Origin of the sequence: Pseudoalteromonas nigrifaciens (assembly GCF_002221505.1) — a bacterium.
GTDB lineage: Bacteria > Pseudomonadota > Gammaproteobacteria > Enterobacterales > Alteromonadaceae > Pseudoalteromonas > Pseudoalteromonas nigrifaciens.
The window spans coordinates 941254-956014 of sequence record NZ_CP011036.1 but is presented as its reverse complement, the minus strand read 5'-3'; the positions used below and the strand labels follow the sequence as shown (position 1 = coordinate 956014).

15 protein-coding genes are annotated in these 14761 nt (G+C 39.3%); 8 read left to right on the top strand and 7 right to left on the bottom strand.

What is annotated here, in order from left to right; all coding sequences use genetic code 11:
* Positions 1 to 53 precede the first annotated feature (53 nt).
* The 5 genes from PNIG_RS04540 (at position 54) to PNIG_RS04520 (ending at position 4864) form a co-directional block, all read left to right on the top strand.
* Positions 54 to 911, top strand: coding sequence for a MipA/OmpV family protein (locus tag PNIG_RS04540; protein WP_086993499.1), 858 nt, complete (start codon positions 54 to 56; stop codon positions 909 to 911).
* Positions 901 to 1287: a DUF3019 domain-containing protein gene (locus PNIG_RS04535; protein ID WP_041454364.1), complete on the top strand. Its 387-nt coding sequence runs from the start codon at positions 901 to 903 to the stop codon at positions 1285 to 1287. Before PNIG_RS04540 ends, PNIG_RS04535 begins: the two co-directional genes overlap by 11 nt.
* 12 nt (positions 1288 to 1299) lie before the next feature.
* Positions 1300 to 2004, top strand: coding sequence for a response regulator (locus PNIG_RS04530; RefSeq protein ID WP_089367899.1), 705 nt, complete (start codon positions 1300 to 1302; stop codon positions 2002 to 2004).
* Positions 2005 to 2010: 6 nt separating this feature from the next.
* Complete coding sequence (locus tag PNIG_RS04525; protein ID WP_089367898.1) at positions 2011 to 3309, top strand: ATP-binding protein; 1299 nt, start codon at positions 2011 to 2013, stop codon at positions 3307 to 3309.
* A 199-nt stretch (positions 3310 to 3508) separates the two neighbouring features.
* A complete protein-coding gene (locus PNIG_RS04520; protein WP_089367897.1) occupies positions 3509 to 4864 on the top strand; it encodes a sodium-dependent transporter in 1356 nt (451 codons plus the stop codon).
* Positions 4865 to 4916: 52 nt separating this feature from the next.
* On the opposite strand, the gene PNIG_RS04515 is transcribed toward PNIG_RS04520, so the two are convergent.
* Positions 4917 to 5366, bottom strand: a complete 450-nt coding sequence (locus tag PNIG_RS04515; RefSeq protein ID WP_086993505.1) for a GNAT family N-acetyltransferase — start codon at positions 5364 to 5366, stop codon at positions 4917 to 4919.
* Positions 5367 to 5535: 169 nt separating this feature from the next.
* Positions 5536 to 6279 carry a sporulation protein gene (locus tag PNIG_RS04510; RefSeq protein ID WP_011327550.1) on the bottom strand — a complete coding sequence of 248 codons (744 nt, stop codon included), beginning with the start codon at positions 6277 to 6279 and terminating at the stop codon, positions 5536 to 5538.
* Positions 6280 to 6588: 309 nt separating this feature from the next.
* Here PNIG_RS04510 and PNIG_RS04505 point away from each other — a divergent pair, with 309 nt between their 5' ends.
* Entirely contained in the window at positions 6589 to 8160 is a 1572-nt protein-coding gene (locus PNIG_RS04505; protein WP_041454668.1) for a cation:proton antiporter family protein, read from the top strand.
* A 264-nt stretch (positions 8161 to 8424) separates the two neighbouring features.
* On the top strand, positions 8425 to 8646 hold the full coding sequence (locus PNIG_RS04500; RefSeq protein ID WP_041454363.1) for a DUF3820 family protein: 222 nt from the start codon (positions 8425 to 8427) through the stop codon (positions 8644 to 8646).
* Positions 8647 to 8808: 162 nt separating this feature from the next.
* On the opposite strand, the gene PNIG_RS04495 is transcribed toward PNIG_RS04500, so the two are convergent.
* From PNIG_RS04495 to ilvY, 5 genes are all read right to left on the bottom strand, one after another.
* On the bottom strand, positions 8809 to 10050 hold the full coding sequence (locus tag PNIG_RS04495) for an ATP-binding protein (RefSeq protein ID WP_089367896.1): 1242 nt from the start codon (positions 10048 to 10050) through the stop codon (positions 8809 to 8811).
* 26 nt (positions 10051 to 10076) lie between these two features.
* Entirely contained in the window at positions 10077 to 10769 is a 693-nt protein-coding gene (locus PNIG_RS04490) for a response regulator (RefSeq protein ID WP_011327546.1), read from the bottom strand.
* A gap of 14 nt (positions 10770 to 10783) precedes the next feature.
* Positions 10784 to 11158, bottom strand: coding sequence for a DUF3019 domain-containing protein (locus tag PNIG_RS04485; RefSeq protein ID WP_172459237.1), 375 nt, complete (start codon positions 11156 to 11158; stop codon positions 10784 to 10786).
* 1 nt (position 11159) lies between these two features.
* Positions 11160 to 12011, bottom strand: coding sequence for a MipA/OmpV family protein (locus tag PNIG_RS04480; protein WP_089368939.1), 852 nt, complete (start codon positions 12009 to 12011; stop codon positions 11160 to 11162).
* Between the two features lie 228 nt (positions 12012 to 12239).
* Positions 12240 to 13145 carry an HTH-type transcriptional activator IlvY gene (ilvY, locus tag PNIG_RS04475; RefSeq protein WP_011327543.1) on the bottom strand — a complete coding sequence of 302 codons (906 nt, stop codon included), beginning with the start codon at positions 13143 to 13145 and terminating at the stop codon, positions 12240 to 12242.
* A 136-nt stretch (positions 13146 to 13281) separates the two neighbouring features.
* Between ilvY and ilvC the strand changes: the two genes are divergently transcribed.
* Complete coding sequence (gene ilvC / locus PNIG_RS04470; protein ID WP_011327542.1) at positions 13282 to 14754, top strand: ketol-acid reductoisomerase; 1473 nt, start codon at positions 13282 to 13284, stop codon at positions 14752 to 14754.
* Positions 14755 to 14761 lie beyond the last annotated feature (7 nt).

The following is a 14761-nucleotide window of genomic DNA, read 5'->3' as shown; positions in this document are numbered from 1 at the left end:
AACGTTTAACAATATACTACGCTTTATAATCATTACTTATTTAGGTTCCAAGGATGAAGCACTCAATACTTAGCTATTTTTTATGTTACACCTGCTTATTATTTGCCTGTGTATTTAGTGCCCATAGTACTGCCAGTAACCGCTATTATGCTGATAACACCTTAGAGCCTATTCAAGGCTTTGCATGGGACTGGAGCGCCGGTACTGGTTATTATATTGAAGACTCTTACCTTATCGGCATGGACTCCTATGACGATGGTATTGAATTAGATCTCAGCCTTGCGGTTTCTTTTGATAACTTTTATCTCGATTATGACCATAACCAACTCAGCGGCGGCCTTGTTATAGGCTACAGTCTAATTAACAAATATAATTGGGAGCTCGATATAATCGGTGCTAACGCCCAAGCTGGGTTTGGTCAAAAAGGCTTGGGGTTTTATAACAATGGTGTGGTTGAGGAATTACGCGGCATTAAAAAGCGTAAGTATGACTTTAATACAGGCCTTAGATTTACCCACAGATTTGATGGCTCACAGGTTTCTATTGAATTTTTGCATGACATTTCAAACGCCCACAATGGCTGGGTATTTAATTCTTTTTTTAGCAAAATACAACCTTGGCGTAACTGGGAGTTTCGCTCAGGCATAGGCTTTAGTGCCTACTCTGCTGACTTTACTAACTATTATTTTGGTATTGAGCAAAGTGAAGTTACCTTGCTGCGTCCTGCCTATAAAACCAATGCCAGCAGCAGCATTATGCTTGAGTTTCATGCTGAGTACCCGCTTAACCAAGACTGGGTGTTTTTAGCCGGCTGGTTAACGACTTTATTTTCTAAAGAAATTGACGACAGCCCTATTATTTCTCAAGGGTACCAACACAAAGCCAAGCTAGGCGTGCGTTATGTATTTTAGACGCTGGTGTTATTTACTATTAGCTTACCCTGGCAGTTTACTCGCCGAGGTGCCCCAAGAGGTAACCGCACTTAGTGCAATACCTAATACCTGCGTGGCACTACGTGAAGGCCGCCACTGTTATACTGAAGTGGTTTTATCATGGCAGCAGCCCACAATAGGTAACTACTGCTTACGAGACGCTACCTCAAAATATATTATGCAATGTTGGCTTAAGCAGCAACACGGCGTTTTTAATTATGCATTTGACTCTGAGCAGAGCTTATCATTTGAATTATTTGATAGTAATACTGCAAAAGTCATAGCCACCACTGAAGTAAAGTTACAGTGGGTTTATCAAAACAGGCAGAAAAAACGCCGTTGGCGATTGTTTTAATAAGGAAGTCTTATGGATAATTACGGTACTATTTTACTCGTTGAAGATGATATTTCTTTGGCACAATGGGTGGCTGAATATTTAACAGAGCAAGGCTATTGTGTACATGTTTGTCATCGCGGTGATGAAGTTGTTGGCCAAGTTAAAACCTTGAAACCGCAGTTAATACTACTTGATATTATGCTTCCTGGGTTAGACGGCATAAGCGTTTGTCGCGAGCTACGTAGCTTTTATCAAGCTCCTATTATTATGCTAACAGCTCTTGATGACGAAATGGATGAAGTGATTGGCTTAGAGGTAGGTGCCAGTGACTACATAATGAAACCGGTACGCCCTCGTGCATTACTAGCAAGAATAAAGTCTGCCCTTAGACTTACCATCCAAAGCAGCCAATCTCATAAACAGCATAGTATTATTAATGTGGGGGCTTTGAGCATTAATAGTGAGTCGCGAAGCGTTAAGCTTAACGATATCGATATAAATATATCTAGCGCTGAGTATTTATTGCTGCATTACTTAGCCAGTAACGCAGGGCAAGTTGTATCACGCGATGCGGTGTTTAAAGCAACCAAAGGACGCGAGTACGACGGCCTTGATAGAAGTGTTGATGTGCTAATTTCTGCGCTGCGTAAAAAGTTTAATGACGATCCGCAAAACCCTGAAAAAATTAAAACAATTTGGGGACGAGGTTATTTACTCGTTGCCACTGCTTGGTAGCTACAAATGAAAAAGTTTTATATTGCACTGCTTAGCAGCGCACTGCTTTCGATTATTGTTTTAGGCTGGCTTATTGACGCTTTTAGTCAAAATACACACGCCCCTTTAGACGAATTTAGCATGCAAAGTAAAATGATTGCAGGGTTTAGCAAGCAGCTTACTACTCTCCCCCCTGCACAGCGCAGTAATTATGTTACAAAGTTAGCCAACGACTTTAGCCTGCCGCTTACCTATAAGCTAAACGACACTTTAGCGCTTAGCCCAGCCTTACTTATGCAAATGCAAACCCATGGTGGGTTAATTTTAGAGGGCGAACAGGGTTTTCATATGCTTTATAGCAACCAAGCATTAAGCCCTTATCATTTATCTATGCGCCTCGATAACTCATTTGAAGCAGAGCAACGCGACGATATTATTCTAACCTTATTATTTTACGCTGGGCTGTGTGTATTTATGGGCTTTATTATTTATCCCTTAGCCAAACGCTTGAGCGTGTTAAATGAAGCAGCTAAAAAATTTGCATCGGGTGATGTTAAAACTCGTATCAAAGTCTCTCATTTCACGTATATAAAAGATGTAGAGCTCACCTTTAACCGTATGGCGAGTCAAATAGAAAAGCTGGTTGCTGAAAATAAGCTAATGGCTTCGAGTTTATCCCATGACATTCGCACCCCCATAGCTTGCCTGCGATTTGGTTTAGATGCTGCAATAGATAGCAATGACATGCCAAAAGTGAAGCAATATTTAACCCGCATGGAAAATGACTTAGACCATATGGAGTCTATGCTAAAAAGCTACCTAGCCTTTGCCACGCTAGAACAAAATGCCAACCGCTTAACCTACTCTGCAACCCATATGCGCAGCTACTTTGAAGATATTTTAGCGCAGCTATCGCCTAAATTAGACTCCCACAAACTCAGTGTGCAACTTAATAGCAGTAACGATGTTATTTATGCCGACTTACATTGGCTTGCCAGAGCCGTTACTAATTTAATTAATAATGCCTGCGACTTTGCCCTGCAACATATTTATGTAAGTGCCACTGTCAATGAGCAACATATTATTATTACCGTAGAGGACGATGGCCCAGGCATAGCAGCTGAAAACTTTAGCAAAGTATTTAGCCCTTTTTTTCGCGAAAACAACCACCGTAATCGAGCTGATAAAAGTTATGGCCTCGGATTAGCAATTGTTGAAAAAGTAGCTGACTGGCATCACGGCCGTGTTTATGCAGGCAAAAGTAAGCAGTTAGGTGGAGCTTGTTTTACCCTGAAAATAGCTCAACAACACCCTAGTGTAAAGTAAAGGCTACACACTGTAAATTAACAATTATTAAACAATATCAAGCTGTTAATTTTTAGTTTTAAGTTACTAAACTAAAATCTATGTTCATAACACAGAGTTTAATAAAGTAATTGTGCTAGATCAGCAAATTAGCACTTTTTATTTTTTTACATTTCCAGTAGATTGTCTGCGCCGTCACAAAATAGAGAAGTACAATAATATGAGTGCAGTAAGAGGCGAGTTTAGCTCTCGCTTTGGTTTTATAATGGCCGCCGCAGGATCTGCTGTAGGTTTAGGTAACATTTGGGGTTTCCCTACACAAACCGCAAGTAATGGTGGTGCCGCATTTTTAATTGCGTATTTAGTACTGGCATTCTTTTTGGCTTATCCTGCTTTAATGGCGGAGCTAATGATTGGTCGTCATGGCCAAGCAAATGCGGTTTCTTCACTTAGAAAAATATCTAATAAACCTTGGCAAAAACATTTTTCTTTTGCGGTTGGTTTTGGCGGTATTTTATGTGCTGGCTTTATTTTAAGCTTTTATGCCATTGTTGCTGGTTGGATGCTAAGTGCAACAGTAGAACCTATTACAACGTTAGTAGGCGCAAACTCTGCATCTGCTTGGCTAGGTGAACAGTCACTTAGCAGAAACATCATTTTCACTATGATTTTTATTGTACTAACCGTTGCTATTATTAGTCGTGGCGTTGAAAACGGAATCGAAAAATGGTCAAAACGTTTAATGCCTGCTTTGCTCAGCATTTTATTTGCGTTAATTATTTATGTAATGACCCAAGATGGCGCTATTGAAGGCTTAAAGGCGTATTTAGTACCTGATTTTTCATCTGTTTTTGATGCTAACTTGTTAGTTAGTGCACTAGGGCAAGCATTCTTTTCATTATCACTAGGTACCAGTGTGATGATTATTTATGGCTCGTATATTAGTAAAAAAGAGAACTTAGTTTCGTTAGGTGCTTATGTCACGCTTATTGATGTATTTATTGCTTTTGTCGCAGGGTTATTAATCATTCCTGCTATGTATGTAGCACAAGCACAAGGGATTGAGATTTTCTCACCGACTACCGGAAAGCTCCTCTCTGAAGACACATTAGTATTTCAAGTATTACCTGCACTTTTTGATGGTATGGGTGGTATGGGGTTATTTGTTGGCTTTGCGTTTTTTGCGCTAATGAGCATTGCAGCACTCACCTCCTCTATTTCAATGCTCGAAGCGCCGGTATCTTATACGGTAGAACGCTTTGCAATGTCTCGCTTACAGGCCACTTGGGTAATTGGTGCATTAATCACTCTAGTGAGCATCACGATAGTGTGTAACTTAGAGTTACTGTTTGGCTTAGTGATCACCTTAACCACTAAAGTGGCACAGCCATTATTAGGTCTTATGTGTTGTATATACGTAGGCTGGATTTGGTCAAGAGGCTCATTACTAAAGGCCATTCAAGAAGGTAACCCTGAAGTACACAATACCTTATTTTGGAAAGTATGGCCTTGGTACACTAAGTTTGTATGCCCACTGGCGATAGGCCTGGTATTTTTACATTCATTATTAAGCTAAAGTTAGTTTCTGCTCTTAACAACAAAAAAGCCCACATTGTGGGCTTTTTTAATCAAGGTACTAGTTGTAAAACCATATCTTGATGAGCAATGCCATCTTCTAAATATTCAGCATTAATACTTTCAAATCCGAATGAGCGATAAAACTCCAGTAAGTACGTTTGTGCACCAATATAAATATCACGTTCTGGCCATTGGCTTTTACAGCAATTAATGGCCTCTGTAACCAATTGCTGAGCCAATCCTCTGCCTCGCTCCTCTTTAGTGACTAACACGCGACCGATCGCACTGTATTTTGCGTTTTTTTCGTAGCATCGAGCATAAGCTTGTAGCGTATTATTTTTCACAGTGTAAATATGCAAGGTACTTGGTGCTATATCATTATCGTCAAGCTCTGGATAAGGGCACATTTGCTCAACTACAAATACCTCTACGCGCCCACGCATTATGGAGAATAAGGTTTGCGTATTGAGCGCAGTAAAAGTTTCACATTTAAACGCCATTGTAACTCCTGTCGTTGGCTCTAATAGACATAAAAGCCTATACGTTATTAGGGCTAGGCATAATAGCAGTAATGCAGCTAGGGGCTTAATTAACCGCTATGCTATATAATAAAATGGCTTAAAACAAAAACCCAGCATAAGCTGGGTTTGTTTTAAGTAATTATCTACCTTAGGTAAATAGTCGCTCTAACTGATCGCATAATTGCGAGAGATTTACATGGTCGTGCTCTATGGTTAAATCTACATAACCATCGCCTTTAAATGCTCTATCTAACTCAATTAACACATGGGTTTTATGTGCTTCTGGAATGAATGATAATTCAATTTCTTTCACTCCAAATAAACTGCGGCTGTTAGGCTTGTATTCTAGCTCTTGATAACAACCAGACACTGATTGAAACGTTGATGCGCGCAAATGGCCTTTTTCAACATCAGCTTTAGTTAGGCTAAAACCTAGCTTTTCCATGGCCTGCATACACGTTTTAACAGCTTCATTGGGGTACACATGTAAATGGTCTTTATCACTTGGATCAAGCGCTAAATCAATGTCCAGCCCAGTTTCAAGCCAAACATAAGATTGGTTATACCCTGCATTAATTTCAGTAATAGGTGTTTCTGAATGCAACCGTGCTTGAAAAGGAATCGTTTTAACTTCCCCTGGCTCTACCGTGCCTATATCTGTAATGCGCCACTGCTCTATAACGTGGTTGGTAAAATAGTCACCATCTTCATTTGATGCTTTAACTCGCGTCATTAATAGTAAATCTAACCCTGCAATTTCTTGGCTTACATCACCAGCTGTAATAACGATTTGCGCATTAAATAATTGCCCAGGCTGAAGGTGCTCTGTTTCTAAAATAGTGTCTACTTTGGCGGCACCAATACCAACCGATGCTAAAATCTTTTTAAACATATTTTTCTCCTTAAGCTGAGCGGCTCTATAATGTGCTCTAACTTAAACTTCGTCGTTAGCGCATCTTAACCACATTTAAATGCTCTTGTCAGTGAAAAACTACTATTTACATGCTGTTTACGATTAAATAAGTGTTAAATGTCCATTTTTCATACGCAACAGAGCAAGTATTTGATTAAACGGCGCTTAAGCCTAATCTTTTATGAAGGACTTATTGTATGAATAAAATGGTGAGTATTTGTATATTTATTTTCAATGGTATTGATTTTTCGTTACACTAAACCTCCCAATGAAGTGATATTTATAATTATGGAACTAATTTACTTTGCCGCCGCGTTTGTGTTTGGCTTTGCTGTTTATCAGCTAAAGCTCCCTCCTCTTATCGGTTTTTTACTTGCGGGATTCGCGCTTAATTTAGCGGGCTATAAAAGCACCGAATTACTCAACACCATTGCTACCTTAGGCGTTACGCTTTTATTATTTAGTATTGGTTTAAAGCTAAAAGTAAATAGCTTAATGAAACCACAAGTGTGGGCTTCTGCTACTTTACATATTATTTTGAGTAGTGCGTTATTTAGTGGCTTTATGCTATTACTTAGCCTATTTGCACTACCATTATTTGTTGATTTGAGCTGGCAAAGCGCTTTATTAGTTGGCTTTGCATTGAGTTTTTCTAGTACCGTTTTTGCTGTTAAAGTGTTAGAAGAACGCGGTGAAATGGGCAGCTTACACGGAAAAGTAGCCATTGGTATTTTAGTTATGCAAGATATTTTTGCCGTGGTATTTTTAGCTATTAGCACAGGTAAAATCCCTAATATTTGGGCTTTGGTACTTATTATTTCACTGCCGCTAGTACGCCCAGTTATGGGGTGGATACTAAACCGCTCTAAACACGGCGAACTCCTGCCATTATTTGGGTTTTTCTTTGCACTTGTGGCTGGTTATCATGCATTTGAGCTAGTTGGTTTAAAAGGTGATTTAGGGGCATTAATAATAGGTATGATGATTGCGCCTCATAAAAAGGCCAGTGAACTTTCTAAGTCATTACTTAATTTAAAAGATATTTTATTGGTTGGCTTTTTCTTAACAATAGGTTTAAACGCAGAGCTTACCACCAGCTCATTACTTGCCGCATTATTATTGGTGTTAGTATTACCAATCAAAACGTTTTTATATTATGTGCTAACAAACATGTTTAACTTACGTGCTCGCACCTCATTGCTAACCACTTTTAGTTTAGCTAATTATAGCGAGTTTGGTTTAATAGTTTGCGCTGTAGCCGCCTCTACAGGCATGATCACCTCTGAGTGGTTAGCCGTTATTGCAATTGCCGTATCAATTACCTTTATTATTGCATCCCCTTTAAATAAGCGCTCTAACGAAATTTACGCAAAAATAGAGCCTTGGCTACTAAAGTTTGAAAGTAAAACTCGTTTATCCGAAGAACTGCCTGTTAACCTTAACGACACTAAAATTGTTATATTTGGCATGGGCAGAATTGGCACAGGTGCTTATGAAACAATAAATGCTACGCACCCACAGCTAGTTGCAGGTATAGACATAAAGCCTGAAGTAGTTGATAAGCACATAAAACGCGGAAGAAATGTATTAATAGCAGATGCGACCGACCCTGACTTTTGGCAGCGCGTAAATCACTCTCGTGTTGAAATGGTCATGCTAACAATGCCACAGCATATGCAAAATATTTTTGCGTTAGAGCAATTAAAAGCATCGGGTTATAAAGGGCAAGTTACCGCTATTGCTAACTACCCTGATCAGCAAAAAGAGTTAGAAGAAATGGGTGTAAATTCTACCTATAACTTTTACTTAGAAGCCGGTAGTGGTTTTGCTGAGCACGTTAAACAAAAATTATTTTCGTAAAGCAGCACTAATTTGAATTTACATTCTTTTACAAGCTAATTCTCTAACATAGAAAAAAGCAGGTAAACTAAAGACTATTGGTAAATATTAGCGCAAGCACCTGCCCCTAGTTAGACTCCAGCTAACGAAGGGCTTACTAATAAAATATATTAATCCAGAGGGCCTGCTCCCTCGTTAAATAGGCTGTTACTTGCCCGTCACAGCCTATTTTATCTCTTTAATATACCTTACACTTAGCTATGTTTTATAAAACCTTTAAAGCCAATGGATCCTACACAGCTAAAAATTGCCGTTAATACTATTATGCCCTTTGGAAAGTACGCAGGCCGCCCTTTACTGCTTTTACCCGAGCCCTATTTAGTATGGTTTAAACAACAAGGGTTTCCCGACTCAAAGCTAGGCAGCCAACTAGCCATGATGTATGAGGTAAAGCTCAATGGGCTAGAGCAAATGTTAATGCCATTACTAGAAAAGAAAAATAATTAAATTAAGAACTTTTTTATAAAGGGGCTGTCTATTACTTTGCTACTTGTTGATTTTGATTAAAACCCAAAAAAGCGCCCTTGTTAACAAGGGCGCTTTTTTATTGAGTGTTTTTTATCTGTGTACTTTTTATTTATGTACTTTTTATTTATGTATTAAAAGCTGCTATTTATTAATCGGTAAGCTGACAATAAATTTAGCTCCGCCTAAGCTTGAATCTTCAATTGTACACTGACCTTGATGCCAAGAAATAATTTTACTGACAATAGCCAACCCTAAGCCAAACCCACCGGTTTTTTTATCTCTACTTTTATCCAATCGAGTAAATGGCTTAAATACGTTTTCACGCTCAACTTCAGCAATACCATTGCCATCATCTTCAACAATAAAAACTATATTATTAGCTTGCGCTAATAAGGTTATTTGCACACTATTATTGGCATGCTTTAAAGCATTACCTACCAAGTTTTGCATTATTCTCGCCATAAAGTGACTGTCGCAGCGGTAAATCAGTTCACTGGGTAATGTAGTGCTTAACTTTATTCGCGTATCAAAACTGAGTTTTTCAACCACCGTTTTAACCACTGCCACTAAATTACAATTGATCAGCTGTAAACTCGGTTGCTGTGAATCTAAACGTGCATACTCAAGCATTTCAGAAACCAGTGCCTCAAGTTCATTTATATCGACTTGCATATTAGCTAAGTATTTTTCGGCTTTATCATCGAGCATTCGGTCTTGAAGCATTGCAATGGCAAATTTTAACCGCGCCAGTGGCGTTCTAAATTCATGCGATACCGATGAGGTAAGCTCTTGCTGCGCGGTTAATAAAAACTCAATTCGCTGCTGCATCACTTGCAAGGTGCCCGTTATAGGTAAAAAAAATGATTTAGAGCTATCTGTTAATTGAAAGTCCTGTGAGCCACCTACGGCCTCGCATGCATTACGCAGCTTAGCAAAGTCTCGCCACAGTAAAAAACTCCACAAACCAACAGGAATGCCTACAATTAATAACAGCAATAAGTAGGGTAAAACAGAGGCAACGGGCTTGGCTGCCCCCCCTATAGGGCCAACCTGTAATAGTTGTGTGGCGTTAAGTTGAACATACCAAACTATGCGCTGTTGTTTATCATATAAATAAAGGTAGTGATTTTTTAATAGCTGAGCTTGTTGCTCGGCGGGTAATATTAAATCGCGCTGAGCAATTACTTGACTAGAAAAATGGTTTTTTAGCTTTGTAAGCCCATTAGGGGTTTGTGATAATAGCCACAAAGACTGGCCAAACTCATCGTCGAGTAGCACCTGCTGCTGCGATTCTTCATATGGCCAAAGCTGTTCAATTACCCCGCTGACAATAAATAACGAGACAATAATATACACATACAGGCTTATAAACAGCTTGCCCATTAACGCAGCTTAACACTAAGCATTAATTACATATCCCACGCGTCAGAAACAAATAAATAGCCTTGCCCCCAAACAGTTTTAATCCGATAAGGTTTGTCGCTGTTATCGCCCAGTTTTTTGCGAATTCTTGAAACGCGTACATCTACGGTGCGATCTAGGCCATCGTATTGTCGCCCTATCATATGTTGGTGCACATGTTCGCGGCTCAATACTTCTCCGGCATTTGATGCTAGTAGCCAAAGTAATTCAAATTCATGTGAGGTTAGGACTATTTCTGCACCCGATAACTTAACAATACGGCTGGTTTTATCAATAAATAAGTCGCCAAACTGCAGCTCTTCGGTGGCTTTTAAGTTAGGTTGCCCACGGCGTAATAATGCGCTAATTCTTGCTAATAATACACGTGGCTCAGCCGGTTTAATAACATAGTCATCAGCGCCAAGCTCTAGCCCTATTACCTGATCAAAGTCTTCACCTTTGGCCGTTAACATTAAAATAGGAGTGGTGTATTTATCACGTACTTGTCTGCAAACACTAAAGCCATCTTTACCTGGCAGCATTACATCTAAAATAATCAGGTCGACGGGATTACTTTCAAGGTAAGTAAACACTTCATCACCACGATCTAGTACGTCGACTTCTAAGCCATTATGTTCGAGGTAATCTTTGGTTAATTGCTGTAAACCAAGATCATCTTCAACAAGTAATATTTTTGGCATTTACTACTCCTAAATTAAAAAAAGCTCCACGGTGAACGCAGCCGATACTGTTTTTTAGTATGGGCACTTTGTACTTCAACGAGTACGCTCGCAAGTGAGTCACCGGTGTGAGGATTGATCAGGGAGTATATGGTCTCCACCTGAACACGCGCTTTATAGCTAAACTGACCAGAACCTTGCTGTTGCCAGCATCGTATTTGCATATTTTGTTGATACAAACACACATCTTTAACCGCTAACTGCTGCCATTTAAACTGCAAATTGAGATCGCAAAAATCATGCTGTTCAGAGACAACACAAACTTTGGGAGATACATCAAGAATTGTTTGCGCCACGCTAACGCCACTAAGTAGTGAAGAAATAAACACAAAAAAGATTAAATACTTCATATTAAAAAGTATGTTCAAATCCTATAAAGGCAGTCGTTGAATAATGACGTTCAAACAGCGGGCTACTATCCATAGCCGAATAGTCATAATATGCTAAATGAAAACGAAGAGCGTTGGCCTTGCTAAGGGGCCAGCGGGCATCGATTTTAGCATAAGGTTGCCAACTACTACCAACTACTATTTTACCTAACAGTGTTTCATCACTGTTTAAACCGTAATAATAGTCGTTTAATTGCGCAGACTTATAATTAACTCCCACAGTGGGCTTTAATTGCAAATTACCTACTTGCCCATGATACTGCCATTGTATTGCAGCTCGCCAACCATTATAAGCTGAGTTTACATCGTGCAATGCTTGCACGGATAACATCTGCTGTTCAGCTACAAAGGAGTAACTAATACCTGCATCTAAAACGAGCTTGCGCTTACTAATATTATTAATATTTATTTGTTGAGGCGAGGTATCTGTTTCTAACTGGGTAAATTGATTATTTGAACTAGCACTTTTTAGCGCAAATATATTTTGCGGGTGCCAATCAATAAAAAAACGCGACTCAGGGTTTAATTCTGTTACTAGGCTTAAGTTATGCTGTTGCGTTTGTTTAATCGAGTAGCCAACTCGGCCATTATCAAAAAACCACTGTTGCCCATAAAAGGCTATTTGAGGAATGATCACCAACGGAATATTATCTGCACCATATAATGGATTAGTTATTACTCCCGCCCCTATACTCATACTTAAATGCAGTTGCTCTGTAGATATATGTGCATCTACAGGCTCGTCACTTTGCGCTAATACCTGAGCATTAAACGAAAGAGAGATTAATAATATTATTATAAAATAAAACCGCATTGTGTTCATCGTACATATATAAAAAGGCCATTTATCCATAGTAGCAAGGTCATTGAGAACAAGCTCTAGGCAGTTACAATCATTAACAACTTTTATACAATTATGATTACTTTGCGGCTTATATGCTTAGCCTAACAGCTCTATTGATAGGCAATAGAGGAGCGGTAGATTAAAGGCTTACGCTATCTGGGCTTTTATACTAAGAGCAACCTTAGTAAGTGTATTGCATTAAATTATTTTTTCACCCATATTTTGCGCTATATTCCACAAGGCACTTATAGCCGGGTCGTTTAATTCCTTATGTAATACTGCCAAGCCAATATCAATACCTTTAGGTGCATGTGTATTTGTTTGTAAAACGTGTACTTTGTCTTGTAGTGGACTGTTATCTAAAACTATTTTAGGGATCATTGCTATACCAAAGCCAAGGCTCACCATAGATACCATCGCTTCGTGCCCTGCTACTTGTGCATAAATTTTTCCCTGAATATTATTTTTTCGCCACCACTGCTCCAAGCGTTGCCTAGCAAACCCTTGCTCTGGCACAATAAACTCAAGCTCTGACCAATCTATACTAGGTGTATTACTAGCAAGCTTTTGCGTAATTGAGCACGCAATTTTAGGCGCAATAAATACCAGCGGTGAATAGCCAATATCAACAAAGGCAATTTGTGCAGGTAACTTATTTGGCTTAGCAGCAATAGCCATAGATTCGTGGCCATCTAAAACACGGTTTATTGCCAGCGCAGGATCGCCGGTATTTAGGGTGATTTCTATATGCTGATGTTGAGCGCGTAACTGCTCTAAAATATGATGTAAAAAACTGTACGACGCGGTTACTGAACAATAAATACTCACGTTGCCATAAATATACTGCTGTGGCTCTTTTAGGTTCGCTTTAAAGCGCTGCCAATTAGCCAATGTGGATGTGGCGTAGTCAATAAATGCCAGCCCTTCGCGGGTTAATTTTACACTGCGGTTATCACGTAAAAATAGCATTACCCCCACTTCGCTTTCAAGCTGCTTAATATTACGGCTCAATGTCGGCGCACTTATATGACAAAGTTCACTGGCACGCGAAAAGTGCAATGTTTTTGCCAACGCTAAAAAGTAATTTAAATGCTTGTGATCCATAACCAACTCAGTATTTCATATTATGAAACACTCTAATGCAAATATATCAGTTTACGCAAGAAAAGATTTTTCATATGGTTGAGTTAAGCAAAGCAACAGCAATGCATCTAACAAACTGAATCAATAGGACACTAACATGGCGAATTATTTTAATACCTTACCCTTACGCGAACAATTGGCGCAATTAGCCCAATGTGAATTTATGAACGCAGACGAGTTTACTGACGGCGTTGATGCTCTTAAAGGTAAAAAACTGGTTATTGTAGGCTGTGGCGCACAAGGCTTAAACCAAGGCTTAAACTTACGTGATTCTGGTTTAGATGTGTCGTATACGCTGCGTGACTCGGCCATTAGTGAACGTCGTCAATCATTTTTAAACGCGTCTGAAAATGGCTTTACTGTAGGCACTTACCAAGAACTAATTCCAACTGCCGACGTAGTATTAAATTTAACGCCTGATAAACAACATACTTCAGTGGTAAACGCAATTATGCCACTAATGAAACAAGGCTCAACCCTTGCCTACTCTCATGGCTTTAATATTGTTGAAGAAGGTATGCAAGTACGCGACGACATTACCGTTATTATGGTAGCACCTAAATGCCCAGGCTCTGAAGTGCGTGAAGAATACAAGCGTGGTTTTGGCGTACCAACTCTAATTGCTGTACACCCAGAAAACGACCCACAAGGCCATGGTTTAGCTCAAGCTAAAGCCTATGCTGCAGGTACTGGCGGCCACAGAGCCGGCGTACTTAAGTCGTCATTTATTGCTGAAGTAAAATCAGATTTAATGGGCGAGCAAACCATTTTATGTGGCATGTTACAAACCGGTTCTATTTTATGTTTTGATAAAATGATTGAAAAAGGCATTGATGCAGGTTACGCCTCAAAACTAATTCAATACGGCTGGGAAGTAATTACTGAAGCCCTTAAATACGGTGGCGTAACCAATATGCTTGACCGTCTTTCAAACCCAGCTAAAGTAAAAGCGTTTGAATTAAGCGAAGAACTAAAACAAATTATGCGCCCACTATATAACAAACATCAAGATGACATCATCGATGGTACTTTTTCACGTACCATGATGGAAGACTGGAATAATGATGATGCAAACTTACTTAAATGGCGCGCAGAAACAGCCGAAACTCACTTTGAAAAAACCCCAGCGGGCAATGTTGAAATTGCTGAGCAAGAATTTTTTGATAACGGTATTTTAATGGTCGCTATGGTTAAAGCAGGCGTAGAGCTTGCATTTGAAACCATGACTGCCGCAGGCATTATTGCAGAGTCGGCTTATTATGAGTCATTACATGAAACGCCACTGATTGCTAATACCATTGCGCGTAAAAAGTTATTTGAAATGAACCGTACAATTTCGGACACGGCTGAATATGGTTGTTATTTATATAACCACGCATGTTTACCTTTACTACAAGACTTTATGCAAAAAATTGACACCGACGTAATTGGTAAAGGCTTAGGTGAGCATAGTAATCAAGTAGACAACCAAACGCTAATTCAAATTAATACAGCATTACGTGAACACCCTGTTGAAAAAGTAGGCGCTACATTACGCGGTTACATGTCAGCAATGAAAAAAATAGTTTAATCCCAAG

Coding starts and splice junctions, on each gene's coding strand:
- PNIG_RS04540 (WP_086993499.1), top strand. CDS start 54: ATGAAGCACTCAATACTTAGCTATTTTTTATGTTACACCTGCTTATTA.
- PNIG_RS04535 (WP_041454364.1), top strand. CDS start 901: ATGTATTTTAGACGCTGGTGTTATTTACTATTAGCTTACCCTGGCAGT.
- PNIG_RS04530 (WP_089367899.1), top strand. CDS start 1,300: ATGGATAATTACGGTACTATTTTACTCGTTGAAGATGATATTTCTTTG.
- PNIG_RS04525 (WP_089367898.1), top strand. CDS start 2,011: ATGAAAAAGTTTTATATTGCACTGCTTAGCAGCGCACTGCTTTCGATT.
- PNIG_RS04520 (WP_089367897.1), top strand. CDS start 3,509: ATGAGTGCAGTAAGAGGCGAGTTTAGCTCTCGCTTTGGTTTTATAATG.
- PNIG_RS04515 (WP_086993505.1), bottom strand. CDS start 5,366: ATGGCGTTTAAATGTGAAACTTTTACTGCGCTCAATACGCAAACCTTA.
- PNIG_RS04510 (WP_011327550.1), bottom strand. CDS start 6,279: ATGTTTAAAAAGATTTTAGCATCGGTTGGTATTGGTGCCGCCAAAGTA.
- PNIG_RS04505 (WP_041454668.1), top strand. CDS start 6,589: ATGGAACTAATTTACTTTGCCGCCGCGTTTGTGTTTGGCTTTGCTGTT.
- PNIG_RS04500 (WP_041454363.1), top strand. CDS start 8,425: ATGGATCCTACACAGCTAAAAATTGCCGTTAATACTATTATGCCCTTT.
- PNIG_RS04495 (WP_089367896.1), bottom strand. CDS start 10,050: ATGGGCAAGCTGTTTATAAGCCTGTATGTGTATATTATTGTCTCGTTA.
- PNIG_RS04490 (WP_011327546.1), bottom strand. CDS start 10,769: ATGCCAAAAATATTACTTGTTGAAGATGATCTTGGTTTACAGCAATTA.
- PNIG_RS04485 (WP_172459237.1), bottom strand. CDS start 11,158: ATGAAGTATTTAATCTTTTTTGTGTTTATTTCTTCACTACTTAGTGGC.
- PNIG_RS04480 (WP_089368939.1), bottom strand. CDS start 12,011: ATGCGGTTTTATTTTATAATAATATTATTAATCTCTCTTTCGTTTAAT.
- ilvY (WP_011327543.1), bottom strand. CDS start 13,145: ATGGATCACAAGCATTTAAATTACTTTTTAGCGTTGGCAAAAACATTG.
- ilvC (WP_011327542.1), top strand. CDS start 13,282: ATGGCGAATTATTTTAATACCTTACCCTTACGCGAACAATTGGCGCAA.